This is a genomic window from Bacteroidota bacterium, from assembly GCA_018831055.1.
Taxonomy (GTDB): Bacteria; Bacteroidota; Bacteroidia; order Bacteroidales; family B18-G4; genus M55B132.
On record JAHJRE010000088.1, the window covers coordinates 26262 to 51903 of the forward strand.

Genomic DNA, 25642 nt, shown 5'->3' on the forward strand with positions numbered 1-25642 from the left:
AATCTAATGATTTTGACTACTTCACTGCAATGGTCTCAATCTCAACCAAAACCCCAAGAGGCAACCTTACTACGCCATAAGCCGCCCTGGCAGGAGGATTATTTGGATAGTACTTCGAATAAATCTCGTTCATGGCAGCAAAATTATCCATATCGCTTAACAGGCAGGTGGATTTTACCACATCTTCGTATGAGTAACCAGCTTTTTCCAGGATGGCCCCGATGTTTTTCATAACCTGTTCCGTCTGTTCACGGATCCCTCCTTCCACGATCTTTCCTGTTTCAGGATTCATAGGGATCTGGCCCGAGATGAACAGCATCCCGTTCTTTTCAACTGCCTGGCTATACGGTCCAACAGCCTGTGGCGCTTTGTCGGTGTGAATGATCTTTTTCATTTATTCAGATATTTAGAACAAAAATAATATTTAATCGCAGATCAGAAGATCGCAGATCGCAGATCGGAGATCGGAGATCGAAGATCGTTGTTCTCCGATCTTCGATTTACAGGTCTCTGAAGTCCTTTTTCTTCGTCAGTTTCATATCCTGCAGCAGGGAAGCTTTGACATTAAGTGCAAAGTTCCAGCTTTTCCTGGGGCCGATGGGGATCCAGTTTAACCGCATCTCAAAGCAATGCAGGTCGCGGTAAATATTAATGGAAGTATAAGAGATATCGGCAGCTTCAAAATCCCATCCTGTCATAAATCCTATCTTCCATTTGGGTGTGATGCTCAGATCCCCGCTTAACCCAAGGGTCTGAACCAGGGTCTCCACCTTCTCGGGTTCGCCATTCACATATTTATTTGTATGATCAAGGCTCAGGTTATAATTAATGCTTAGCCTCCAGGGAATGTTCCAGTCAATATAATCCTGGGGATTCTCCTCAATATCACGCAGTTCTTCCGGTGTCATCTCCGGAGGTGGCTCCGGTGCAAGAGCTTTGTCCTTAGCCCCCTTTTTCTTGAACATATCGGGCGACAGACTCAAACTTGCCCCTACCGTCCAGGTGGTATTCATCAATCGCATCAGGCGACGGTTTTCTTCCCACTCCGTCTTGTTCAGGTTTTTGGTTCCGGTGGAATCCAATACGTATAAATCCCAATTGCTGCCATATGTTATATCAAATCCCTGAAAAAGCCGGGTCCTGCCACTCATGCGTATCTTATCCCAACGCATTGAATCCTTTGCCATATCGTAAGAAGTGGAAATGGTGAAATTATCGATGAGGGGTATTTTTTTGGTCCCCGTAACCGTGTCTTTACGCGATCTGACCTTCATTTCAAGGTTATTGGTAAGACTGAAATTGACCCGTCCGGATTTTCTCTGGGGCGGTGATCCGAACAAACTCCCTTCGAAAATGGAATACGTAACCTCCTTTCCCGTACTGGGATTAAAATAAGATTTATAATAACCCCAGTTATCCCCTTCAAATGAAGGTGTATAGGACATGCCCACCGTAGGTGTCAGTACATGCCGGATGGCAGTTACAGGCGACCAGCTTCCAAACTGGTACATCCCATATAGTTTCGTTGTCACAGATGTCGACAGGTTATAATCAAAAGCATTCCTGAATGCATTGATGGTATCCGTACGTACGTATCCCACCGTTGTGTCGTTCCCGCTGAACAGGGTATCGTTCGTCCAGTACCTATCGATATAACGGAAATACATACGGTCGGTAATATTTATGGAATTGGTCCAGGTGAAATATTTGAGCAGCTTGATGGATGAACTGATAGGAATGGTATGTTTTATTCCGTTCCTCATGTCTTTGAACACATCGTCCTTAAACAACAGTGAATCGGCGGTGGTAACGGTATTCTTCGCATTCATGGTGTAATTCATGCTGATATTTTCGTACCAGCGGAGTTTCCCAACCTTGTTCTTTTTACGTAGTGGGTAGAAACGATTTACCGAGAATGTGATCTCAGGCAGGTTAAGGGTAACCTTTTTATCCAGGGTGCTTTGCGTATGACTTCCGTTGAGTGTCAGGAAATACTTCCCTGCGAAGCCGGTCTGATAGGAAACGCTCGACTGGAAAGTGTTCGAGAGGTAATCCTGGGTTGTGGTAGGGTTATAATAGTTGGATTTGCGGCTGCGGATATTCACATCGGCTGAAAAACGGCTGTTTGGTCTGGCCTTGGGATCCTGACTATGAAGCCACCGGATGGAATAATCGCGGTCTTTGCGATAATCGGCCGAACCTTGTTCTCCCGTAATGTTTATTGCATAAATAAAATCAAAATTCCCCGTGAACTTGTACCTTTTTTTATAGCGCATTGAAGGTTTTACTGCCCAGCTACCCCGGGTATAAATATCACCAACCAGCTTCAGGTCAAGATAATCGTTTACAGCCCAGTAATAGCCTCCGTTTTCAAAATAGAATCCCCTGTCGGCCGATTCCCCCCAGGTTGGAATGACTATACCCGACCGTTGACCGGCTCGGTTGGGGAATATCCCGAAGGGGATGAACACGGGAGTAGGTACATCTTCAATGACGAGATAAGCAGGCCCCGTCACGATGCGTTTTCCCGGTATCACTTTCGATTTGAAATAACGGAACTCGAAATCTTTGTTCTCACAGGGCGGACAGGTTGTATATGACCCACGCAGGATGTTCACATCGTTATCTGGCATCTTCTTGATGGTTGACCCGTGGATAAGCCCTTCCCCATCCTGCGTGTAAACATCGCTGATCAATCCTTTCTTCGTATCAAAGTTGTATTTCATGGTCCGCGATTGAAACTCCTGCCCTCCTTCTGCGAAAACGGGTAATCCCCTCTCCTTCCCCGTAGAATCAGGTATTCCGGCTGCATTAACCAGATTAGTGGTGAAATCAATATCCACATAAGCCGACTTCAGACTGATGTCTTCATAGTAGATCTCGGCATCACCATAAATGTAAACCTTGCGGTTTTTCACATCGAAACGAAGGGAATCGCGTGCCTTATAATCAACGGTTGCTTCCAGTTTGGGTTTTGCCGGCTGTGTATCTTCAGGAGAAAGCGTATCGGATGGCAGATAATCCTGCAGATCATCAACAATGACCGTGTCAGAAACATAAAGGGTATCTTGCACATACAGTGTGTCGACATCTCCCTGCAGGATCTGAGGAACAGTGTCCTGCAGGCTTATTCCTGTTGAATCAGTCTGTGCCTGCAACGGCACAAACACCCTGAGCAGCAGGGCAGCCGCCAGGCAATATTTCAACTGTCTCTTTGTTAATAACTTGATCGACAACTTTAATAATTGCAGTTTTTAAGTGCTAAATTTGTGAAAACATGGGCCTGATTTTACAGCTAACTACCATGTTCAGAGCAATATAAATCAAACAACATCAAATTTTCAAAGCTACAAAATAATTCTAAGGTGAAACGTACAGGCTTGTTATTTGGTATTTTTTGTATGCTGCTTATTGCCTTCAATACAGGATATTCGCAGCAGAAATTGCGGAAGGTTGTGATTGATGCCGGCCATGGTGGCAAGGATCCTGGGGCAGTCGGGAAAAATAACTACGAGAAAAACATTGCGCTATCCATAGCTTTAAAGACAGGTAAATATATCAAAGAAAACCTGCCGGATGTGGAGGTTATTTATACCCGCAGCGACGACCGCTTCGTGGAATTGCACCGCAGAGCCCAGATCGCCAATGAAAATAAAGCAGATCTTTTCGTATCCATTCATTGCAATGCTAATAATTCCACCTCTATATACGGTACCGAGACCTATGTGATGGGATTGCACAGGTCACAGGCCAACCTGGAAGTTGCCAAGCTGGAAAATGCTGCCATCCTGAAAGAAGAAGACTATTCCGATATGTACGAAGGCTTTGATCCGAATAATGATGAGGATTACATCACCCTTAGTCTGTTCCAGAATGCTTTCATGGACCAAAGCATTGACCTTGCTTCCAGGGTTGAAGCACAATTCAGCGAAAGGGTCGGAAGAAAAAGCAGGGGGGTGTTGCAAGCCGGATTCCTGGTATTGTATAAAACAGCTATGCCGGGTGTGCTCATAGAAACAGGATATATTTCCAACCCGACTGAAGAAAAATACCTGGCTTCAGCCGACGGACAAACGTATATTGCTTCTGCCATCTACCGGGCTATCAAAGAATATAAGAACAACCTGGATAAGGAAGCAGGGATAGCATACACGGGCCATACCTCAGCTCCGGAAACGGGTATTGAGGAATTGCCTGTAAATAACAACCCTGAGCCTGAAAATGTGAATGAATCCGAACAGAAAGCTTCACCGGAAGTAATTTTTAAGGTTCAGGTCGCATCCTCGGACAAACCGCTGAAAAGCAGTCAGTTTGGCGATATTGGACCTGTGGAGGAGTATGTTCAGAATGGCTCCTATAAATATACTGCAGGTAAAACAAGCGATCTGAAGGAAGCAACCGTTTTGCAGAATAAAATCAGGAAAAACAGCAAATACAAAGATGCTTTCGTTGTCGCCTTCCTGAACGGTGAAAGGATTTCTATTAAGGCAGCCAGGGAAATGCTCGGATTATAAAGGCTTGGATCATTGGTTAAAGGTTTTCCTGGAATTTCTATAAAAATATCTTACATTTGTAGTAAAGAAAAGCCGGAAATTTTGAAACTGTCTCGTGAATTTAAGGTAGGTATTGTTTTTATCGTTGCCATTGCAGCACTTGTTTGGGGTTTAAACTACCTCAAAGGGTTCGATCTGTTCAAAAAACATCAAACCTATTATGCTATTTATCCTACGGTTAACGGGCTTGAAAAATCCAATCCTGTTTTCATTAACGGCTTGAAAGTAGGACATGTGAGTGATATTTATTTCTCCCCCGATTATTCAGGATTGATTGTGGTAGTTATGTCAGTGACAACAGAACTTCCCATTCCCGATAATACTATTGCCGGCATATACAGTTCCGACCTGATGGGTTCCAAAGCCATTGAGCTGATCATGGGAAACTCAACAACCAACCTTAAAGATCTGGATACTCTGGCCTCGAGGGTGGACCCCAGCCTCAAAGAAGCGGTTAACCAGCAGATCCAGCCGCTGAAGAACAAAGCGGAAGACCTGATACGCTCTATCGATTCCGTTGTGGTTATGGTGCAGGCCGTTTTTAACAAAAAATCCAGAGAAGATATTGCCAATGCCCTGGAAAGCATTAAAAATACCCTTAACAGCCTGGAAAGCGCTTCATATAATATCGATACCATTGTTAAAAGCCAGGCCGGCCGGCTTGCCAACATCCTCTATAATCTGGATATGATCACTTCTAACATCGAGAATAATAACGATAAGATCGATCGCATTATAAACAACTTTGCAAGCATCAGCGATTCACTGGCCAAAGCTGAAATCCCGAAAACCTTCAATAATATCAACCGGACGGTTAATGACCTGTCGCTGATAGCCGATAAAATCAACAGCGGACAAGGCACTCTGGGACAACTTATCAACGATGATGAATTGTACAATAACCTGATTCAGGCATCCCAGGATCTGGATAAACTCCTGCTTGATATTCAAAACAACCCAAAGCGCTACGTAAGGTTCTCAGTCTTCTAACAAATATTGCTGCTTTTCAACGCCTTGCGCAATTTGCAACATCAAATCAATCCCACTTGAAAATATCATAACGGTCCAAAGGCCTCTGTTCTTCTATCCATTGAAACCCTTTCAGTTTCAGCTCCGCCGGTGGGTAATCCTTTTCCGGCACCAGGTGCGCATCAGGTTTATCGATATAGGAAATGGTGCTGATCTCATTGCCATCCAGGAAGATCAGCATACGACTGGCCAGGGCTTTATTGATGCCGATCAGGGTGCGGTCCTCTTCCCTGACAAAGTAAATGGTCTCCGAATTCCCGGAAACTGTGATCTTGTATATCCTGTTCTCCTTAAAATACCCCACCATGGTTTTACCCTTGATCTGGTTAAAGGTAGTGCTGTCGTCGCGGGAAATAATAAAACAGGAATTATACATAACCATTGAGTCTACTTCATTATTGGCATAAACGATCTTTATGGTATCAGCACTAAGCTGGTTTTCATCCGACCACAGTATAGGATTCCCTCGCAGGGTTACGGTGGAATCGGGAACAAAATAGGTCATCGAATCGCTCATACCTTGCAGGTCGGGACGAAAGAATTTCACTTTATGATAAGCATTGATCACTTCTGCTTTACCGGACGAATCAGACATAACCATGATGGTGTCGGCATGGAGAAATAAAGAGTCGTATTTGTCGATCATAATAGCCAGTGCACTGTCGGTTACAAAAGCATAACCCTCGTCCCTGTCGAACTCGGCATAATTGCCATTGATGATAATATCCTCCACTGTATCAGTAATAATGATGTTCCTGTATGCTTCACCGTATGACCTTCCGCGATTATAGTAAATGCTGTCCCCTTCCACCGTCTGATCCCCGTGAACGATATAGGCATTCTGCTTAAGGCTTGATATATTGTTTTTAGTATCATACCAACCGCGTTCGCAGTAAATAAAGTTTTCCTCCCCCGTAATGGTAGTTGGTCCCAGGAAAAAGGCAGTTTCGGTGACCGTATGATATTTCAGGGTATCCGATCGCATAATATAATCGGGATTCGTAAGCACGACGCTGTCGCGAAAGAAAAACAGGTTCTCATTCGAATAAAAATACCCGATACGGCTGGTCAGGATATTCGTATCACTTACAATACGGCCTCCGGTATTGTAAAAAGCAATACCGGTATTGCGATCATAATTCAGATGATCGGTGGTAAGTACGGCCCGTTTGTCAACCATTTTCACATTGTAATGCATAATGGCGAGCCGGGTAGCCCCGTCGTAGTTCAGAACATCACCATATATATTCAATGTATCGTTCACATTGATCCTGACATTACCAAATGCATCGAAATTGTTCGACTGCGAATTCAGAAGGGCACTGTCACAATAAAACCAGGTACTGTCTTGCCGCATCACAACATCACCAACCAACTGTTTGATGTTCTCTCCAACTTTGTTATCGATTCTTAGCTCACGGGCATTAACGATTTTCACCTGGGTTTTCTTCTGGGAAAATCCGGGATGATTTGAAAAAGCAAATATCACCAGGACTGTTATCAGGAGAACAAACCTGCCGGAAGGAAATATTTTTTCTGCGGAATGGCCTGGCATTATATAAAACAGGGCTTCATAACGAAGCCCTCTCCTTTGTCTCCCCGCCAGGACTCGAACCTGGGACCCGCTGATTAAGAGTCAGCTGCTCTACCAACTGAGCTACGGAGAGCTATTTCCTTTTTCCGTGTTGCTCGACCTGGGACCCTTCAACCAAGCTACGGTGAAGTATTTAATTCGGGTCGCAAAGTTAATAAAAAACTTAATAGATATGTTTGCCCTCAAAAGAAATCAAATCAAATATCAATGCAATTTCCGCAACTAACCTATCTGAACAATCGTTGATCAAAAACAAATCGTTCTTTACCAGTGATTTTGATCTTTTGAAAATCTTCATGTGCCGGATTGATCAGGTAATTATGATCACCTTGAACAACGGCCGAGGGAACTTTCAAAATTAATAATCTATTCTCCTTAATAAATTCATCACCGATCTTTTGTGTAGAACCGGCATAAGGGAAACTTTTCCAACTCTTTGGTAATGAACCTACTTTTATCTCCTGCACTGTAATATCATCAGGAATTTCAATGCTTATCATAAAATAATCATGTGGAATATTTCCCATAGAACAATGAACAGCTATTTCCGCCGTGCATAAAGCCCTTGAATCAGAGGTATACAGCACTTTTGTCCCTTTATGATTCCATCGACCACCGGATAACTCTGCCCCCTTACCGGAAAGATCACCCGCGTACTTTTCTTTCGATAACCTGTAAACAATCATGCTAATACGCCGTGTTCAATTCTTATAAGTTCATCCTTAACCAATGCTAAACCAAATGAATTATCCAGGAATTCCGAAGGGCTTGCCCCCCCCAGTGATACATTTTCAGTAAATAACCACGTTAAAAAATCATTAATTGTACCAAATACCTCAGTCCCCTTTTTGAAAAGCAGCCCGATAAGTATCAAACGTTCAGAATGAATCGGATCAAAACGTCTTTGCTCCCTCTTATATCTTTGCATGGTGCGCTCCGAAACATTTAATATTCTCGACCATTCCGACATCTTCAACGGGAACTTTTCCGAAAGCTCATCAAATGTTTTATAGTCAATTCCTTGCCTGGCCGATTCCATCAGCAAGAAAACATCGCAGTTTTCAAGAGATTTATAGGAAATACTTTCTGCTTTCATGGACATTTTTTTACAAAGATACGTCATATTTACGATTTTTTACGTCAAATGTCGGAATAATGGTTAAAGACGTTTAGCGATGGTTATAAAACCGCTGGATTTCTACAAAAATCTTTGACTATCTTTGCATTTCAACCATCAAATATGCCTGACGCAAACAAAAAAGATAAAAAGTCTGCGCTTCATGTAAACAAAGGTATAGAGCAGCCATCCCAGATAAACCCTTTGGCCGCCGGGAAGCTTAAAGGTTTGAAAAAACCCGATCTGAATGCATCTGACTTTTTAAGAGGTATCCTTTCCGGGGATCGAGCTATATTCAGCAAGGCCATTACCTTGATAGAAAGCACACTACCAAAACACCAGGATATTGCCCAGGAAATTATTTCATTATGCCTACCGCATTCCGGTAAATCAATTCGTGTTGGCATCACAGGAGTCCCCGGAGTTGGCAAAAGCACATTTATTGAAGCATTGGGTTTGCATCTAACCGGATCGGGACACAGGATCGCCGTCCTGGCCATCGACCCCAGCAGCCAGCGTTCCAAAGGCAGCATCCTGGGAGATAAAACACGCATGGAAGACCTTGCCAACCACCCAAATGCTTATATCCGGCCCTCTTCCAGCGGAGGTTCTCTGGGTGGCGTTTCCAGGAAAACGCGGGAAGCCATCATCATCTGCGAAGCAGCAGGCTTCGATGTGATCTTCGTGGAAACTGTCGGGGTAGGTCAATCGGAAACGGCCGTCCATTCTATGGTGGACTTCTTCCTGCTGTTGATGCTTTCCGGCGCCGGTGACGAGTTGCAGGGCATCAAAAGAGGCATCATGGAAATGGCCGACGCGCTGGTGATCAATAAGGCCGATGGAGATAATATCCAACGGGCAAAACTGGCTAAAGCCGAATACGAAAACGCCCTCCATATGTTCCCCCCTCCTGCTTCCGGATGGCTCCCACCGGTGAAAACCTGCTCCGCTCAAACCAAACAGGGGATATCCGAAGTATGGAATAACATCCTGGATTACATGAAACTGACGAAAGGAAACGGATATTTCCTGGAAAAAAGACAGAGGCAAAACATCGGGATCATGTACGAAGCTCTTGAAGCCGAACTCAGAGAACTCTTTTACCGGAATCCTGAAATCAAAACCCTTCAGAAAAAACTGGAAACCGACATCCTGGCCAATAAAACCAGTCCATATCTCGCCGCCTCTCTCCTTATCAATGCATTCAAAAAACCATCATCCTTTTAAAGCTACAAGTATTCTCCAGCCTGTTTCCGGAAAATCTGTGAAAATCCGTGTAATCTGTGTTTACAACCCGCTCACCTTTTTCGGAAACATCAAGGAAATCAGTATTGACGATCCCAGAATCCCCACTATGATCAATAAACTGGTCTGCGTATCAATATCCAGGATATGAAAATAATGCGCCGGCATCTTCAATCCGATGAAAATCAGTAATACCGATAACCCCGCCTTAAGAAAGTAAAAACGGTTGATCACATGTGAAATAAGGAAGAACAGGGAGCGTAACCCAATAATGGCAAACACATTTGAAAAAAATACAATATAAGGGTCTTTGGTGACAGCAAAAATGGCAGGCACGGAATCCACGGCAAAGATCACATCCGTAAACTCTATGACCAGTAAAACAATGAATAATGGAGTTATTAAAAGTTTGCCATTTTGACGTATCCAGAATTTATGACCCTCATACCGCGGGTGTACCGAAAAATAACGGGATGCAAACCTGACAACAGGATGATGTTCAGGATCGATCGTCTTTTCCTTCCCCTTAATGAACTCCTGCAACATTTTTCCTCCGGTGAAGATCAGTATAGCTCCAAAGATCAGTAAAATCCAATCGAAACGTTGTATCAGGGCGGAACTCAGGAAAATAAAAATGAAGCGCATGATAATGGCACCCAGGATACCCCAGAACAAAACCTTTTTGTAATACTTCTCCTCAACCCCAAAAGCCATAAATATCAGGATCATTACAAAAACATTGTCGACCGATAAAGCATACTCGATAATATAACCCGTAAGATATTCAAGTGATAAGTTGTGATTATAAACGGTTTTGGCTGCTTCATAATCCAGACCGTTAATATCGATCTGATGTGAAAAGCGCTTTACATTTTCTGCAATTTCCTCCCAGCTTCCAAGGCCATGCAGAAAATGCCCCTCAAAATACAAAAAGGTATAAAATCCCATTGAAAAAGTGATCCAGACCATTGTCCAGATAAGCGATTCCCTGAATCCAACCACGTGATCCTTTTTTGAGAATATCCCAAGGTCGAGAAACAGGATAAGAAGGATAAAGAATATGAATCCTGCTATAAAAATTACTTCTGTTGACATAAATGGAACTAAGGAGCAAAAATAACAAGTTTTGGGGTGCTATTGTTTGCATGAACCAACTTTAATTTTCCAAAGATTAATGTTCTATTGTTAAGCAATTAACAAAAATTTCCTAAGTTTGACGCCTGTATCCCAAACCCGATGCTATGAACGAAAAAACTGCCATGAACCCGAATCAGTTGGTTCAATATCTGAACAAACCCGCAAAGGATTTCACACGTGATGATCTCGTGAAATATTGTGAGGATTACAACATTGAGATGATCAACTTCCGTTATGCAGGATGGGATGGTCGTCTGAAAACCCTTAATTTCATTATTAACAGCAAGAAACACCTGGAGGAGATCCTTACCAACGGTGAGCGCGTCGACGGATCCAGCCTTTTCAGTTTTGTGGAGGCCGGTTCAAGCGACCTCTATGTAGTTCCCAGGTACAAAACGGCTTTTGTCAACCCGTTCAATGATATCCCCACACTCGACATATTGTGTTCTTATTTTGATAAAGAGGGTAATCCTCTCGAATCCGCTCCTGAGTATATCCTGAAAAAAGCTCATAAAGCCTTTAAGGATGTAACGGGCATGACCTTCGAAACCATGGGGGAACTGGAATATTACGTTGTTTTTCCCAGGGAAGACCTTTTCCAGGCCTCCGACCAACGTGGATACCACGAATCCAGCCCTTTTACCAAATGGGAACAATTGCGCATTGATGCTATGCAGGCTATTGCTCAGGCAGGAGGACTCATTAAATACGGGCATTCTGAAGTTGGAAATTTCAGTCTGGGTGATATGGAATACGAGCAGAACGAGATCGAATTCCTTCCAACCAATGTAGAAGATGCAGCCGATCAGCTTATGGTTGCCAAATGGATGCTCCGCACCCTTGCATACCGCTATGGAGTAACTGTTTCCTTTGCTCCCAAGATCACCGTGGGAAAAGCCGGGAGCGGTCTGCATGTGCATACCCGCCTGATGAAAGACGGGAAAAACATGATGGTAGAAAACGGCCGGCTCAGTGATACAGCCAGGAAAGCCATTGCCGGTTACCTCGACCTGGCTCCTTCACTGACTGCTTTCGGGAATATCAATCCAACATCGTATTTCAGATTGGTTCCCCATCAGGAAGCCCCTACCAATATTTGCTGGGGTGACCGCAACCGCTCCGTTCTGGTAAGGGTTCCATTGGGTTGGTCGCTCGGAAAAGATATGGTCTCCCAGGTAAATCCCCAGGAAAAACCGCACACAGAAGATATGACCGTCAAACAAACTGTCGAATTCCGCTGCCCCGACGGCTCAGCAGACATTTACCTGTTAATGGCCGGACTCACGGTTGCCGCAAGACATGGATTCGAAATGAAAGATGCCCTGGAATATGCCCGGAAAACTTATGTTGATGTCAACATTTTCAAAGATGAGAATAAAGCAAAACTCCAGGAATTGAATCAGTTGCCAACATCCTGCTACGAATCCGGCGAATATCTGGAAAAACAGAAAGATATATATACCAAATACGGGGTATTCCCGGAACGCATGCTCGACTGGATCGCGCAATACCTGAAAAACTTCAACGATAAAAACCTTCGCACCGAAATCAGCCACAATGAAGAAGAGATCATGAAGCTGGTGAAGAAGTACTATCATTGCGGATAATATTCTGGATTCTGGATTCTGTATTCTGTATTTACAATTGGATTTGCAATTTGATATTGTCAATGCATTGAAAATTGAATATTTCCAATCGAAAATCCTATTGTAAATACAGAATACAGAATCCAGAATTGACAATTCAAACGCTTCTAAACCGAATCAGCTTCCGCTTCAGGAAAACCCTTCTGATCCAGAAAGGCAATACGATCACGCCAATAACAAGATAAGGATAATAACTCAGTATGCGCCATAAAAGACCAACGGCAGCTTCAAACCCTTGTGGTATAAATTCTCCTAAGAACATAGGAAAGGCATATTCTGCAATTCCGCTGCTTCCGGGGGTAGGACTGATCAGGAGTATGACCCACATTACCAGTTGCCGGCCATAAATCAGCAATTGATCCTGGACGGCAGGATTAAAAGCCAGTATAAGGCAATTAACCACCCAGAAACGGGCTGTCCAGCTAAAAACCGTTGCCCCGTATGCTTTTAACCAGAATTTCCAGGATTTGCCTTTCATTTCACGGGAAGTGGTGATGATGTCATCCCCTGTCCTCGCAGCGTCATATCTCCATCTTTTCAGGAATTTCAACTTGAAGATCTTCAGCAATATCCATTTAAACCCCCTGGGATTCAGAAATATGGCATAAGTGATTATTGTAGTCAGTAATAGGATAAAAACATATCCTGCAATAAAAACCCCTTCGCTACCCCAGTTCATCAGAAATAACTGGCTGCTGGTAAATAGATTACTGGTACCGATAAGCAGCAAGATCAAGGGTACCATGAGAATATAAAAAAGTTCATCCAGCATGGCTGTAACCATGACAATTGCCGTGGATTTCCCAACGGAAATTCCTTCTTTATGGACAATGATAAGGGCTATTGCAGAACCGCCAACCACTGAAGGTGTTATTGACGAAGCGAATTCCCAAAGCATGATCACATCGAAGCTGTGCCGCCAGGAGATCTGCTTATCGGTCATCAGCCTTATTCTATACATATAGGCAATATCGCGTATCGCCTGCAGGCAGATGGCAGCCAGCAACCATCCGACCATATACCCCGACCATTGGACCCCACTTAGGTGCTCCGTTTCAAAATCCCGGATAATAAGCCATGCCGCCACCCCTAAACCGATGACGATCGGAATGATGATGCGTTTAAGCTGAAAAAAACGTAGTACTTTTCTTAGATCGCTGACCATGAACGAATTCTGAGATTATGTGAAGTGGAAAAACAAGCTACAAGCTACAAGCTACAAGTTACAAGCTACGACTGCAAAATATTACCCTCACCCTGCACTCTGACCCCTGCAACCTGCAACCTGTAACCTTTCCCTGCCTCCTGCAACCTGTAACCTGCATCTTGTAACTTGCAGCCTTTTCACCAAATATTCCTGCAAGCTTAATACATTTTCCTCGTTTCATTTTCTGTCCACTTCTCCAACACCTCAACAGCTTCATCCCGGAGGTGCTGGACAAATTCCACCATCCGGATATCATGAGGGATTTCAATTTCCCGATAGATATGTTCATCGCTAAACCCGGCTTTGGTAGCATCGTTACGGTTGGCGGCGAAAACCACCCGTGAAATTTTCGCCCAGTAGATAGCCCCTAAGCACATTGGACAGGGTTCGCAACTGGAATATATCGTTGTTCCCCCCAGATCCCAGGTACCCAGATACCGGCATGCATTCCGGATTGCTACGATTTCTGCATGGGCAGTGGGATCGTTGGTTTTCAATACCTCGTTCCAACCCTCGGCAATGATCTTCCCATCCTTAACGATCACAGCACCAAAAGGTCCGTGAATCCCGTCGTGCGAGTGGCGGGCGCTTAATTCAATGGCTTTGCGCAGAAATTTGCTGTCCTCTTTTGGGATCACGTTGTAAACTTTCGACTAATGTATGATTTTTTAAGGAGATTATTTCAAAGACAACAAATATGATTAAATTCGAAACAAAAAGATTTGATTTTCAGGAAAAGCTAGAACCGGTCATTTAATATACTGTCAAATAAAAAGTAATTTTCATTAATGTAATTTTACCCGCTGGTCATTTTGGGTTTTCGCATTATAAGTCCCGTAGCGGTGTTTATTATTATTTTCATATCAATAATAACAAATATGTCGCCCCTATGGGGCTTTCTGTTGGTTGCGCCGTCCTTTTCTATAAATATTCCGCCCCTAACGGGGCTGGGTTATCATGGTTTTTATATTGTTTGCTTTGTTTTGAAGGCAGATGACATCTCAGGCCTGGGAGATGTCATCTGTTTAAAAGTGTCACCCCTACGGGGTTCTGGAAAACGAGTCGCGTCCATTTGCTACCGTAGGGGCGCCCCTACGGGGCTGGAAAATAGATAGGGTTATTAAAGAGCTATATGATGTGGAAAACATTTTTTACCTGATAAACCAAGCCCCGGAGGGGCGGAATATTTATAGCAAAATAGGCGCAGATCGGTTTCCAAAGCCCCGTTAGGGGCGGCATGTTAGAAGGGACGAAATATTTGTATAAGAAAAATTCTCCTCCATTTTAATACCTTTACCCTCTGATTTAATACCCATGCAATGAAAACAATCATTCTCCTTCTGATATCCTTATTTATCTTTATTTCCACCCTTACCTATTCCCAATCCGAAGCTGAAAATGAAATCAACCAATTCCGCCTGGAATTAAATAAACATTTTGCAGATACAGCTAGCTCCCCATTACCTGAAGCTGAGAAGGCAACATTTCGCGGGCTGGACTTATATCCCATAGATTTGAAATACAGAATTTCCGCAGAATTAATCCGTACCCCCGGGGAAGATCCCTTCGGGATGGCAACAACCACCGAAAGGCTTCCGGTTTATGTCAAATACGGTGAAGCTCATTTTAACCTTCACGGGAAAGATATAATTCTGAACATTTACCAAAACATCAAGCTCACTGAATCGGAAGAATACAGGGATTATTTATTCCTTCCTTTCAATGACCTCACCAACGGTGAAGAAACATACGGTGGAGGTCGGTATATCGACCTGAAAATACCGGCAGGAGACACTATTATCATCGATTTTAATCAGGCTTACAACCCTTATTGTGCCTATAATCACAAATACTCATGTCCGGTCCCGCCCAGAGAAAACAGGATGGAGGTTGAAATCAGGGCGGGGGTTAAAAAACCTGGCAAATGAAATCCTAGTCATGGGAGATGTCATCTGTATAAAAGTGTCACCCCTACGGGGTTCCGGAAAACGTGTCGCGTCCATTTGGCTACCGGAGGTGCGCCCCTACGGGGCTGGGAAATAGATAGGTTTATAAATTGCTTTCTGATGTGGATTATATTTTTTACCTGATAAACCAAAGCCCCGTAGGGGCGACACTTTAACAGTTAGTAATTAAAAGAACACTCTGTTAGCAAGACAATATCTGCGATCTGCGATCGTCGATCTCAGATCTTATAATGCTCCGCTGTCCTTTCCACTCCTTCCTCCTCGCTGTATTTAGGCACAAATCCAAAATCTTTCCGTGCTTTCTCCGATGAATAGGTGATATCAGTACAGGTATAAACCACGGCAAAGCGACTGAATTTTGGCTGGTAACTTTTAACGGGTCTGACCATCCAGGCTATGAATTCGGATATACTGCCGATTGCATAGGCAAACCCACGAGGTAACCACAGGTTTTTCGGCCAAATTCTGTATCCTGCCCCTTCCACGATACGGTCAAAGAATTTAAAAAAATTACTGCCCGGACCATCCGTCATGAAATAAACCTGACCACAGACTTTCTCATTCCCGTTCCACATGGCTGCAGCAGCAAGCACATGGGCATATCCCGCATTTCCAACGTATATGTGCTGACAACGGGTTTTGCCATTGCCCAGCCGGACGTAGAATCCTCCTTTGGCCATATTTATCAAAGAGCTGATATGATAGGGGTCGTCTTCACCGTAAATGTCCGACCCTCTGAGTACGCAAGTCTTTAGTACATCATCGTTTTCTTCCAGGATGAGTTTTTCCGCAAGGTACTTTGAAGTGCAGTAACTGTTGGAATGCTTTTCAGGATATGGATGGCTTTCGTCAACATTGATAAGAGGCTTACCGCCGAAGACCGCATCCACCGATCCTGTAAAGATCAGGTATTTTACTCCGCTCTCCCGGCAGGCACGGATCACGTTCTTCGTACCCTCCAAATTCACATCCAACACCTCCTTATCGCTTTTCGTTCCCCAATCAACTATCGCCGCCGAATGTATGACAATATCTTTCCCTTGTAAGGCTTCTAAAAGCAAATTATAATCCAGGATGTCCCCCTGAACGTATTCAACTCCATCAACCTTTGATCCTGTGTCTTTAATATCAAAAACAGTTAGCGATCCGGGTCTTAAAGGTGAATCATTATCCAGGAACTCTTTAACTATGGCCTTTCCCAGGAAACCGTTGCCACCTGTAATCAAAACATTGGGTTGGTTCATAAATCAATTACTTTAGAAACGACAAAATATTCTATCATTGCAAACATAGAAAATAATAAACTTCATGGAAAACCAAATTTACCTGATCCGCGGAGAAGAACGGGAGACTTACCCTGAATTCTCAAAACGAATACTATCCGCCGCAAAGATGCTGAGGGAAGACATTAAAGTTAGCGTAACCCTGACGGAAAGCAAACCTCCAACTTTATCCGTGATCCCTTTCCGGAAAAACAAAATCGCTGCTGTCTCGGTTTCTACCCCAATTAAACAAGTCCTGGAGCAACTGGCCGATATTCCCGGTTTTGCCGGTGCTTACAAGGTCGATAAAGCATTTCCCATCAAATACCGACGCAACTGGGATCCGGGAACCGTTACTCCCGGCCTTTGCCTCCTCACTCTATTCCGGAAAAAGAAAAACCTCAATCATGATACTTTTATCCACCGCTGGCATAACGGCCATACCCCTCTCACCCTGGAGGTCCATCCCATTTACCATTACAACCGTAATGTTATCCTGGAAACCCTCACCCCAGATTCCGAACCTTTCGACGGTATCGTCGAAGAACATGTGGAAAAACCTTCCCTCCTCTTCAATCCTGCCAGATTCTTCGGTGGCCCGCTTAAAATGCCCTGGAACATGCTGCGTGTCTATCGTGATGTTAATTCTTTCCTGGATTACAAGAGTATAGAGCCTTATTTGTGCAGGGAGTATGTGATGGGGGGGTGAAATACAGGGGGCAGGGAACAGGGAACAGGTTGCAGGGGGCAGGTTGCAGGGGGCAGGGGGCTGGGGACTAGGGGCTGGGGGGCTGGGAGATGGAGTATTTAATGTCATTATGGCGTATTTCATTTTAATTTATGTGTCATTTTGTCTTGTTTTGAAGTTTGATTTTCGCTGGTATGGAAATTGACTGGGGAGTGGAAAGAAATCAAAACAATAACTTAAAAATAGATGGAGGATAAAACCATGACACTTATTAAATGGAGCAAAGACCCCTTAATGGCAGAATTGATGAACTACGGAATGAACCGTTTCGGCAACCGTTGCAATACCTGCCGTCCTGCTGCCAATATTCTTGAGAAAGAAGATGGTTTTGGCATTGAACTGATGGTTCCGGGAATGAAGAAGGAAGACTTTAAGATTGACCTCGATAAGGATATCCTGACCATATCAGCCGAAGCAGAGCAGGAAAATGTAAGCAATTACACAAGAAGGGAATTTGGAATTGGCAGCTTCAGCCGCTCGTTTTCTATCCCGGAAAGCATCAACACGGATGAGATCAAAGCTGAGTACAACGATGGTATACTGAAACTGCATTTACCGAAGAAGGAAGAAGCCAGGGCTAAACCTGCCAGGACTATAGAAATCTCTTAATACTAAGCCAAAGTTAGCAAAAATGGTTAATGCGAAAAAAAGGCCGGAAATCCGGCCTTTTTTATTTAAATTCTTTCATAAGAATCTTAACCCATTGTTCTATCCTTTCCTGGGTCAGTTCATCCTGATTATCGACATCCAGGGATAATCCAACAAATTTGTCTTTAATGACCGCGTCTGAATGATCGAAATCATAACCATCCGTTGGCCATTCTCCTGCGAACTCAACTTTATCTTTCAATCTCTTATAGAGTGTTCCCATTCCATCCACAAAACTGTCGGGATACGTATCCTGGTCACCCACACCGAAAATGGCTGCCTTTTTCCCTTTCAGATCAACCGACTCAACTACTTCGATAAAATCCTCCCAATCGTCCTGCATATCCCCAATTCCCCAGGTAGAGGTTCCGAAGATAAGATAAGGGTATTTTTCAATATCAGATGCATCGGCTGAATCAACGTTGTAAACATCGGCTTTACCTTCACCGAATTGCATTGCTATCTTCCTGGCGGCGAACTCCGTATTTCCTGTGGAAGATCCGTAAAATATTCCAATTTTTGCCATAATATTCTATATTTTCCTGAAAACAATAACAAACGGCGACGAAATATGTTTCAGGCAAACATCAGCAAACTAAACGCCATTACCGCCATACCGGCAACCAGTCCGTAAATGGAAAGATGGTGTTCCCCATATTCCCTTGCTGCCGGCAATAGTTCATCAATAGAGATGAAGACCATGATCCCGGCAACAGATGCGAACAAGACGCCAAAAACAGCCGGTGTGATAAAGGGCATAAGGATAAGATAACCCAGGATGGCTCCCGCAGGCTCTGCCAGACCCGAAGAGAAGGAATACCAGAATGCCTTTCTTTTGCTGCCGGTTGCGTAAAAAATAGGAACAGATACTGCAATGCCTTCCGGGATGTTGTGAATTGCAATAGCAACTGCAATGGCGATACCCAGTCCGGGCTCGGTCAATGCGGCGGTAAAGGTGGCAAGCCCTTCCGGAAAATTATGGATAGCTATGGCAAGGGCAGTAAATAAACCCATGCGCATAAGCTTTTCATTACGCCCGTTATTTGCCGTTCCAGGTTGAATTTCTTCTATCATCCTGATCTCATGCGGATTTTCATATCCCGGGATAAGCTTGTCGATGATCGCAATCAGTAAGATCCCGCCGAAAAATCCGGCCGTTGTGTACCAGAATGCCGAAGTATCGCCGTAAACGCCGACAAGTGAGTCCCTGGCCTTTCCGAATATTTCCACGAAAGAGACATAAATCATTACCCCAGCCGAAAAACCCAGCGATATAGCGAGAAATTTCGTGTTGGTCTGCTTTGTAAAAAAAGCGAGTGCACTGCCTATCCCGGTCGACAAACCGGCAAACAGGGTAAGCGCAAAGGCAAATAATACCGTTCCCGTTTGAAATTCCATACCAGGCTAAATTATGAAAATTATTGCACCCATTTCAACCCCTCAATGGCGGATTCATCTTCGGGATTGTATAGTAACACCTGTCGAAAAAGCACCCCCGCTTCTCTTAGTTTTCCCAGTTTCAGGTTCGTCCAGGCGTACATGATCAATCCATCATAATCAAAAGGATAGAGATTCACAATCTTTTCAAAATGAGTGAATGCCTTATCGTATACTTCATTATTGTAGTAATACAAACCCAACTTATAATGGGCAATGGTATTCTGGGGGTCTATCTCCAGGATCTTTTCGTATTGATTTACGACAAGATTCCAGTTTCCCAGGGCGGAAGCCGGAAAGGTTATGCCAAACCGTGGTTCCAATGAATAGGGCTTCAACCCGATTGCACGCTGGTAATAGGCCATGGATTCGGTAAAGCTTCCATTTTGATAACTCAGCCATCCCAATCTTAAATTCAGGATATAATGATCCTCGCTGTAAACATCTTTCAATGCTTTAATGGCCTTTGTATATTCGCCCGATTCCTGCCAGGTGTAACTTGAACGAAAAGCCTCTTTCATCGTATTATAATCCTGTGCTGTCGAAAGGGTTATTCCTGAGAATATCAGAAATAAAACAGTTAAAAACCTATGCGCTAAAAGTTCCATTGTATTCCTCCGAAAAAATTATTGTGAAAGTAGTCAAAACTATGAAACCGGAATTCGCCCTTTGGCGAATCGTGAAACACTGCGTATACTCCCTCCTTTGCCAGGAACTGATAACGCAGATTAAAAGAAAGGTGCTCCGATAGTGGGAAAATCAACCTCATTGCAAGTCGATATTTAATTTTATCAGTAATGGTAAATATTACCAGGCCGTTGTTTTCAGAAGTATAAGACAGGTCACCCACCGTGACCGAGCCTTCAGTCCAGAGCCAGGATAAAATCCTGCCTCCCAATACCTGGTGAAAGATCAAACGATACTCCTTGTCTGTTAAGAAATTTCTCAATTCTGTCGTGGAATAAAAATTCAGGTTACCACTGGGGAACCAGGTCAGCCGCCCATCGATCTGAAAAAACTTCCTTTCGTTCAGGCTGGAATAAATTGCAGAAATGCCTCCGTTAAATCGGGAAAAGGATTTATTCACCGACAGCGCCCCCAGGTAATCGTTTGTGCTGACATTCCTGGTGGTAAAACTATAAGCGGGTCTTTCATAAGTAAACCAAAACGTTTGTTGACCATCATAAACAAAATAAGCCGTGTCGGAAGCTTCTTGCGGTTCATACCGGGCTTCCGTAACGGGAAAATTTAGCATTGAGTAGTGAAATGCAGGAATAATCTGAATTTCATTTTTTAATGTAAAAGTGGCATTAAGATACAGCTCATTTTGTCTGACCTTATAATCTATGATATTCTGATTATCGGTCACCGGAAAAGAATAATACTTTGAATAACCCCACGATTCATAAACAACAGAATCCACCTTTGCTTCATACAGGGTATATTCAAAGCGTTTTCTCATATCTGCTTCGATGAAGTTATACCCAACATACATCTTAACACGGTCTGAAAGGCGGAAGCGCACTCCGGCATGAGCATATCTGCCGTTACCATATAAAAGCTGCTCTCCATAAATCTGATCCTTGCCCATAATATTCAGGTCCGAATTCTTAGAGATATTATTGGTAGTCAAGAGGCCTCCTTCTGCATATACCATTTCCAGGAATTTATTTTCCGGGATTTTCAGGGATTGTTTCAGGAATGAAGGGATTTTTCGGTTTACGGAAGTAATGACATCGTTTTGCCCTGAAAACTTCAGGGAATAGTAGTAGTAAGTCCAGGCATCCTTATCAAGGCTGTTGAAGTCAAGAGCCCTGCGAAACTGGCGGGCTGCCTCAATATAATTGTGCTTTTCATAGTATGCTATACCCAGTCTCATTCTGAGATAGAAATAATCCGTGCCTGCCCCGAGGGCTTCCTTTCCTTTTTTCACCAGTCTGTCCCAGTCCTGATGCAGATAAAGGCTGTACGTAATGCTATCGGATGCATGAAATGTTCTTTCCTGGGAAAAACCGGCTTGCATACCCGTAAAAATGACTAATACCAACATCACTAATCTTCCCATATGGCTTTAATTTCTTTATTAGGGGCAGTAATGGTAAAAACCGACAATTTTCCGTCTGCGATTTCCATCCGGAACCGGATGTTCCTGATCGGCTTTTTCCCGATACAAGCATTAACTTTGGAATTCAGGGTGATTTTTTCATTCAGAAAATCGCTGGTCTTTTCAGCCAATTCAAGTGTATAGGTTATGTTTACCAACCTCAAGAATGGAGCCATAAAATCCTGAAAAGGTTTGATCCAGGAAACCGTAAACATATGATCGGGAATACGATCATTTATCGTTATCCCCTGGTAATACCCATAAATGACTTTGAATGCACCCAGGTAGAAATAATACAGAAGGGACTTTCTGTTTCCTGTAAAATCGATAAAAAAGACAACGCCGTCGACTGCTTTGAAATATGCTCTGGAGCCGGATTCTTCGCATTTAATGTAAGTATTGTTCAGACTATCGGCCTCCACTTTCCACGAAACCCTTTCCTCAGCGTGATTCAACAAGTCTTTAACCAGGAAAGAAAATTTCTGACCGGGAACCAGTCCGAAAGCCTTTTTCAGCATTGCATTCCTGCTGATATTGGATAATAATTCATTTTCTTCCGGGACTGCGTATGCCTTCAATTCGGGTCTCTTTTCCCGGAAGCTGATATAATAAGCAAAAGGATAGTGAATCGTAGCAGATCCAATAAAGGGATCTTTCTGAACCTGAAAATGAAGATGAGGATAAGGAGATCTTCCACTGTTCCCGCAATGAGCCAAAACATCACCTTTTTTTACAAAATCGCCTTTAGCCACTTTGAACGATCCTTCCTTCAGATGGCTAAGCTTGGTAAATAGTTTGTCAGTATGCCGGATGATAATGGTGTTTCCCCAGTTTTGCCTTAGATTGACTTCGCCAACCGGATTGTCCGGGATACCATCAGCGATTTCCTCTACTTTCCCGTCGGCAGGAGCTATGACCGGTTTGTTGAAACAGTAATAATCCGCCAAATCATCTCCCTTGCTATTAAAAACCTTTCCCTCTTCATCCTCAATCTGAAAATCCAGTCCGTGTTTCCATTCTCCCTGATGGGTGTATTTGCCGCTATATCCCTGTGTCACTTTCCATTCACCGTAAAAAGGCAGAGACAAGCTCATATTTACATCGGGGCGAAAGCGTTCAAGAAAGTTGCGACTGATATACAAATTCTTTTCCGGGGAATGGTGCTGCACATAAACCAGTTCAGGGCTGCGGAAAAACCTTTCCCGAAACTTCATTACATACAGAAAGAGCAGAACAATGAAATTAAAAGGCAGGGAATACACCGAAAGCTGTAATGTGTAAAACAATGCTGAGGTGCTGCTGATCGTGATTGAAATCAAAGGGATTAATAAGACCACCCAAAGAAAAGAGCTCCTGGAAGGAATGATGAAAAACCCTCCAACTGCAATGGCTGTGAGGATGAAATTGAAGCCGATGTAACTGTAATTTAATTCGGAAATATCGGCCCCTATCAACCTGTAAAAGTAGTATGCGGAAAAGAAACCTACCAGGCTCAGCAGGAAAGAGATCCTGGAACAGATCAGCACTCCAATGGCAATGATCAACCCTGGAAAGAGATGATACTGAAAGAAGATGGCCCCGAGGGAACGAAAATAAATAACCCAGGATTGAGGTATGTTGAGATTGTTGAACCACTCATAAATTTTCACAAGGTTAATCCCGCCAATGGCATACATTTCATTCAGGGAAAAGATGCCGCCTTCACTAATCTCAAGCGAAGTTACAGAACGAGCAGCCAGGGTCACCATCCAGAGCGAGATCAGAAAAGGAATACTGAGATAAGGCAGTCCGTACTTTCCGATCACACCTTCCATCATAAGCGTAATAAACAGTGTAAACATGGCTGTAAAAGCCAGAATAAGGTAGAATTCCACACCCGGCTGATAAAACACTCCCAGTCCTAATCCTACCAACAGGCTGTTAAATCCATAGTATCCAGCTTTGATGTTAAACCGGTTGAACCCCATGAAGAACGCTGCGAGATTCGAAATCACCACAGAGATTAATCCGGCAAGACCCGCGTTTATATCAAACAAGGTAACAACGAGTAAAATAACCGCAAAAATCCTCGAATGGGAAAAGAAAACCTGCGAATAGCTATTGCCAATGCTCAGCAAAAAGGCCGAAACAACTGATTTCCAACGCTTGTATGATATAGGTTGCATCATTTAAGGTCAAAACGGTTAAGATTAGCAGGGACCAATTCGTTCTGAACCAGTTGATCCAAGGTCTCATTCTCCCTGATAACATGAGGAATACTGTCTTCGTCGATTATCACTACTTTGGGTCTCAGCGTGATGAACTGCATCCATTGGGTCATATTGTAGGCACCAACGCTGTGAATGACAAAATGATCCCCTTTGTTCATCAATGGAAGGTTGATACTTTCACGGATCACATCGATATTCATACAGAGGGGTCCGTAAACTACAGTTTCCTCCGTATACTGGGTTTGTTTCCTTGCAGGTGAAATCTTATGATCGTACCAGAAAGAAGTAAACAAGAGGTTTACACCCACGTCAACGATGGTTGTGCGCCTGCCATCGGAGAGACGTTTATTGGCGATGACGGTACCAAGCAGATAACCGGCATCATCGATGAGGGCTCTTCCGGTTTCAAGGATAAGTAAAGGCATATTCTCACGGTCGAAGTTGCTGTTCAGGAGTGGTGTAGTTATAGCTTCGGCATAATCATCAAAAGTAGGATTTGTATCGCTTGCAGGCAGGTATGCCCCTTTCAGCGTATTTCCGGAAGCAAAGCCGCCTCCCATATCGATGTATTTAATCTCATGCTGGTATTTGTTCTTAAGTCCGATGGCAAGATCGGCCATTTTATACGCTGCTGTTTCATATGCTTTTGCCGTCATCATGTAAGTCCCGATATGCGTGTGAAGACCAACCAGGTCAAGCATATCAGAATGCATGATCTTGTTCAGGGCTTCCCAGGCCTGGCCGTTTTCATAATTGAAGCCAAAACGGTCCCACATGGGATAAACGCCTGTGTCCATATTGACCCTGATGGCCACTTTAGGCCTCTTCTTGGTCTTTTCAGCAATCTCAATAACGGAATATAACTCATCGAGGTGATCAATATGTATAAGAGACTCATTCAGGATAGCCTTGGTCAGGTCCTCTCCGGTCTTGTCAGGCCCGTTAAAAATGATCCTGTTCCCACTTACTCCGTTGGCAATAGCTTTATCGTATTCAAAACCCGATACAACCTCAGCCCATGAACCTTCCTGATGATAAACCCTGCATACGGCATCTAAATAGTTGGTTTTGTATGACCAGGCGAATTGCACTTTTGGATAGCGAGTGGTAAAAGATTTGAGTGCGGCCCTGTATTTATTGCGAATTGTCTTTTCAGAGATCACAAACAAAGGTGAACCGTAAGTTTTAATCAATTCACTAACCGAAACATTATCGATGTATGGCATAGGAGAGTATTCCGCCTTCATGCCGAATTTATTGGGAAGATTGCTTTCATGCCGGCGTATCACCGGCCGCTCATATCTTAGTTTTTCCATAGTTATTGTAATTATAATTCTCCGTTAATTGAAATTTGCTGAAATTCTTCAATGTTTACGATCATATCCCAGGAATAACGGATAAACATTTTTCCTACCGTATATTCCTGAAATGGAGGGACGTCTTTACCAAAAGCAAGGTTGACTAAAGCTTCAGGGATATTTTGCCCTGCACCGACTGCCAGATAGATCCAGGCCGGTATGCGTGGGTTTATTTCCAGAATATAAAACTCATTGTCTTTATTCTTCATGAGTTCCAGCTCAAAGCCTCCTTTCCATTTGGTCGAACTTAAAAACTTACGTGTAAGATCCAATATCTTGGGGTCGGAAATAGTTATTCCTCCCCATGCTTTTCCTTTATCAGTTATGTATTGCTTCCGCATCGGGACTGCTGAGATTGTATTTCCCTTCCCATCACCCAA

At 43.5% G+C, this 25642-nt stretch carries 23 protein-coding genes and 1 tRNA gene; 7 read left to right on the plus strand and 17 right to left on the minus strand.

The window, feature by feature from the left end; all coding sequences use genetic code 11:
- Positions 1–16 precede the first annotated feature (16 nt).
- A complete protein-coding gene (locus KKA81_05295) occupies positions 17–394 on the minus strand; it encodes a RidA family protein (protein ID MBU2650329.1) in 378 nt (125 codons plus the stop codon).
- A 106-nt stretch (positions 395–500) separates the two neighbouring features.
- The gene (locus KKA81_05300; GenBank protein MBU2650330.1) at positions 501–3206 is read right to left on the minus strand and encodes a hypothetical protein; all 2706 of its coding nucleotides are present in this window, start codon (positions 3204–3206) and stop codon (positions 501–503) included.
- 159 nt (positions 3207–3365) lie between these two features.
- Here KKA81_05300 and KKA81_05305 point away from each other — a divergent pair, with 159 nt between their 5' ends.
- Both KKA81_05305 and KKA81_05310 read left to right on the plus strand, forming a co-directional pair.
- The gene (locus KKA81_05305; GenBank protein ID MBU2650331.1) at positions 3366–4514 is read left to right on the plus strand and encodes an N-acetylmuramoyl-L-alanine amidase; all 1149 of its coding nucleotides are present in this window, start codon (positions 3366–3368) and stop codon (positions 4512–4514) included.
- 81 nt (positions 4515–4595) lie between these two features.
- Positions 4596–5543, plus strand: a complete 948-nt coding sequence (locus KKA81_05310; GenBank protein ID MBU2650332.1) for an MCE family protein — start codon at positions 4596–4598, stop codon at positions 5541–5543.
- A gap of 46 nt (positions 5544–5589) precedes the next feature.
- Here KKA81_05310 and KKA81_05315 read toward each other — a convergent pair whose 3' ends face one another.
- The 4 genes from KKA81_05315 to KKA81_05330 all read right to left on the minus strand — a co-directional run bounded on the left by KKA81_05315 (position 5590) and on the right by KKA81_05330 (position 8272).
- Complete coding sequence (locus KKA81_05315; protein MBU2650333.1) at positions 5590–7137, minus strand: organic solvent tolerance protein OstA; 1548 nt, start codon at positions 7135–7137, stop codon at positions 5590–5592.
- Between the two features lie 39 nt (positions 7138–7176).
- Positions 7177–7249 (minus strand) — tRNA-Lys (locus tag KKA81_05320).
- A gap of 154 nt (positions 7250–7403) precedes the next feature.
- Positions 7404–7862, minus strand: coding sequence for an RES family NAD+ phosphorylase (locus KKA81_05325; GenBank protein MBU2650334.1), 459 nt, complete (start codon positions 7860–7862; stop codon positions 7404–7406).
- Positions 7859–8272, minus strand: a complete 414-nt coding sequence (locus KKA81_05330; protein ID MBU2650335.1) for a DUF2384 domain-containing protein — start codon at positions 8270–8272, stop codon at positions 7859–7861. Before KKA81_05330 ends, KKA81_05325 begins: the two co-directional genes overlap by 4 nt.
- A 144-nt stretch (positions 8273–8416) precedes the next feature.
- Here KKA81_05330 and meaB point away from each other — a divergent pair, with 144 nt between their 5' ends.
- Positions 8417–9520: a methylmalonyl Co-A mutase-associated GTPase MeaB gene (gene meaB / locus KKA81_05335; protein ID MBU2650336.1), complete on the plus strand. Its 1104-nt coding sequence runs from the start codon at positions 8417–8419 to the stop codon at positions 9518–9520.
- A 60-nt stretch (positions 9521–9580) separates the two neighbouring features.
- Here meaB and KKA81_05340 read toward each other — a convergent pair whose 3' ends face one another.
- Positions 9581–10633 carry a TerC/Alx family metal homeostasis membrane protein gene (locus tag KKA81_05340; protein ID MBU2650337.1) on the minus strand — a complete coding sequence of 351 codons (1053 nt, stop codon included), beginning with the start codon at positions 10631–10633 and terminating at the stop codon, positions 9581–9583.
- Between the two features lie 146 nt (positions 10634–10779).
- Here KKA81_05340 and KKA81_05345 point away from each other — a divergent pair, with 146 nt between their 5' ends.
- The gene (locus tag KKA81_05345) at positions 10780–12282 is read left to right on the plus strand and encodes a glutamine synthetase family protein (protein MBU2650338.1); all 1503 of its coding nucleotides are present in this window, start codon (positions 10780–10782) and stop codon (positions 12280–12282) included.
- Positions 12283–12418: 136 nt separating this feature from the next.
- Here KKA81_05345 and KKA81_05350 read toward each other — a convergent pair whose 3' ends face one another.
- Together KKA81_05350 and KKA81_05355 are read right to left on the minus strand one after the other, a co-directional pair.
- Entirely contained in the window at positions 12419–13486 is a 1068-nt protein-coding gene (locus tag KKA81_05350; GenBank protein ID MBU2650339.1) for a flippase-like domain-containing protein, read from the minus strand.
- Between the two features lie 200 nt (positions 13487–13686).
- Entirely contained in the window at positions 13687–14163 is a 477-nt protein-coding gene (locus KKA81_05355; protein MBU2650340.1) for a nucleoside deaminase, read from the minus strand.
- A 684-nt stretch (positions 14164–14847) separates the two neighbouring features.
- On the opposite strand from KKA81_05355, the gene KKA81_05360 reads away from it, so the two are divergent.
- A complete protein-coding gene (locus KKA81_05360; protein MBU2650341.1) occupies positions 14848–15456 on the plus strand; it encodes a DUF1684 domain-containing protein in 609 nt (202 codons plus the stop codon).
- 257 nt (positions 15457–15713) lie between these two features.
- Here the strand turns inward: KKA81_05360 and KKA81_05365 are convergent, their stop codons facing one another.
- Positions 15714–16739 (minus strand): NAD-dependent epimerase/dehydratase family protein, encoded by a 1026-nt coding sequence (locus KKA81_05365; protein ID MBU2650342.1) that lies wholly within the window; start codon positions 16737–16739, stop codon positions 15714–15716.
- A gap of 64 nt (positions 16740–16803) precedes the next feature.
- On the opposite strand from KKA81_05365, the gene KKA81_05370 reads away from it, so the two are divergent.
- Together KKA81_05370 and KKA81_05375 are read left to right on the plus strand one after the other, a co-directional pair.
- The gene (locus tag KKA81_05370; GenBank protein ID MBU2650343.1) at positions 16804–17466 is read left to right on the plus strand and encodes an EthD domain-containing protein; all 663 of its coding nucleotides are present in this window, start codon (positions 16804–16806) and stop codon (positions 17464–17466) included.
- Positions 17467–17706: 240 nt separating this feature from the next.
- Entirely contained in the window at positions 17707–18114 is a 408-nt protein-coding gene (locus tag KKA81_05375) for an Hsp20/alpha crystallin family protein (GenBank protein MBU2650344.1), read from the plus strand.
- A 61-nt stretch (positions 18115–18175) separates the two neighbouring features.
- Here the strand turns inward: KKA81_05375 and KKA81_05380 are convergent, their stop codons facing one another.
- The 7 genes from KKA81_05380 to KKA81_05410 form a co-directional block, all read right to left on the minus strand.
- Positions 18176–18679, minus strand: a complete 504-nt coding sequence (locus KKA81_05380) for a flavodoxin (GenBank protein MBU2650345.1) — start codon at positions 18677–18679, stop codon at positions 18176–18178.
- A 50-nt stretch (positions 18680–18729) separates the two neighbouring features.
- Complete coding sequence (gene zupT, locus KKA81_05385) at positions 18730–19551, minus strand: zinc transporter ZupT (protein ID MBU2650346.1); 822 nt, start codon at positions 19549–19551, stop codon at positions 18730–18732.
- Between the two features lie 20 nt (positions 19552–19571).
- Complete coding sequence (locus KKA81_05390) at positions 19572–20159, minus strand: tetratricopeptide repeat protein (protein MBU2650347.1); 588 nt, start codon at positions 20157–20159, stop codon at positions 19572–19574.
- Between the two features lie 26 nt (positions 20160–20185).
- Positions 20186–21655, minus strand: coding sequence for a hypothetical protein (locus KKA81_05395; GenBank protein ID MBU2650348.1), 1470 nt, complete (start codon positions 21653–21655; stop codon positions 20186–20188).
- Entirely contained in the window at positions 21643–23862 is a 2220-nt protein-coding gene (locus KKA81_05400; GenBank protein ID MBU2650349.1) for an urea transporter, read from the minus strand. The genes KKA81_05395 and KKA81_05400 overlap by 13 nt, the downstream gene beginning before the upstream one ends.
- Positions 23859–25220 carry an alanine racemase gene (locus KKA81_05405; protein ID MBU2650350.1) on the minus strand — a complete coding sequence of 454 codons (1362 nt, stop codon included), beginning with the start codon at positions 25218–25220 and terminating at the stop codon, positions 23859–23861. Before KKA81_05405 ends, KKA81_05400 begins: the two co-directional genes overlap by 4 nt.
- 11 nt (positions 25221–25231) lie before the next feature.
- Positions 25232–25642, minus strand: a 411-nt coding sequence (locus KKA81_05410) for an ATP-grasp domain-containing protein (protein ID MBU2650351.1), incomplete at its 5' end; no start/stop codon positions are given.

Coding starts and splice junctions, on each gene's coding strand:
- KKA81_05295 (MBU2650329.1), bottom strand. CDS start 394: ATGAAAAAGATCATTCACACCGACAAAGCGCCACAGGCTGTTGGACCG.
- meaB (MBU2650336.1), top strand. CDS start 8,417: ATGCCTGACGCAAACAAAAAAGATAAAAAGTCTGCGCTTCATGTAAAC.
- KKA81_05375 (MBU2650344.1), top strand. CDS start 17,707: ATGACACTTATTAAATGGAGCAAAGACCCCTTAATGGCAGAATTGATG.
- KKA81_05360 (MBU2650341.1), top strand. CDS start 14,848: ATGAAAACAATCATTCTCCTTCTGATATCCTTATTTATCTTTATTTCC.
- KKA81_05350 (MBU2650339.1), bottom strand. CDS start 13,486: ATGGTCAGCGATCTAAGAAAAGTACTACGTTTTTTTCAGCTTAAACGC.
- KKA81_05345 (MBU2650338.1), top strand. CDS start 10,780: ATGAACGAAAAAACTGCCATGAACCCGAATCAGTTGGTTCAATATCTG.
- KKA81_05395 (MBU2650348.1), bottom strand. CDS start 21,655: ATGGGAAGATTAGTGATGTTGGTATTAGTCATTTTTACGGGTATGCAA.
- KKA81_05370 (MBU2650343.1), top strand. CDS start 16,804: ATGGAAAACCAAATTTACCTGATCCGCGGAGAAGAACGGGAGACTTAC.
- KKA81_05330 (MBU2650335.1), bottom strand. CDS start 8,272: ATGAAAGCAGAAAGTATTTCCTATAAATCTCTTGAAAACTGCGATGTT.
- KKA81_05380 (MBU2650345.1), bottom strand. CDS start 18,679: ATGGCAAAAATTGGAATATTTTACGGATCTTCCACAGGAAATACGGAG.
- KKA81_05405 (MBU2650350.1), bottom strand. CDS start 25,220: ATGGAAAAACTAAGATATGAGCGGCCGGTGATACGCCGGCATGAAAGC.
- KKA81_05315 (MBU2650333.1), bottom strand. CDS start 7,137: ATGCCAGGCCATTCCGCAGAAAAAATATTTCCTTCCGGCAGGTTTGTT.
- KKA81_05325 (MBU2650334.1), bottom strand. CDS start 7,862: ATGATTGTTTACAGGTTATCGAAAGAAAAGTACGCGGGTGATCTTTCC.
- zupT (MBU2650346.1), bottom strand. CDS start 19,551: ATGGAATTTCAAACGGGAACGGTATTATTTGCCTTTGCGCTTACCCTG.
- KKA81_05400 (MBU2650349.1), bottom strand. CDS start 23,862: ATGATGCAACCTATATCATACAAGCGTTGGAAATCAGTTGTTTCGGCC.
- KKA81_05340 (MBU2650337.1), bottom strand. CDS start 10,633: ATGTCAACAGAAGTAATTTTTATAGCAGGATTCATATTCTTTATCCTT.
- KKA81_05365 (MBU2650342.1), bottom strand. CDS start 16,739: ATGAACCAACCCAATGTTTTGATTACAGGTGGCAACGGTTTCCTGGGA.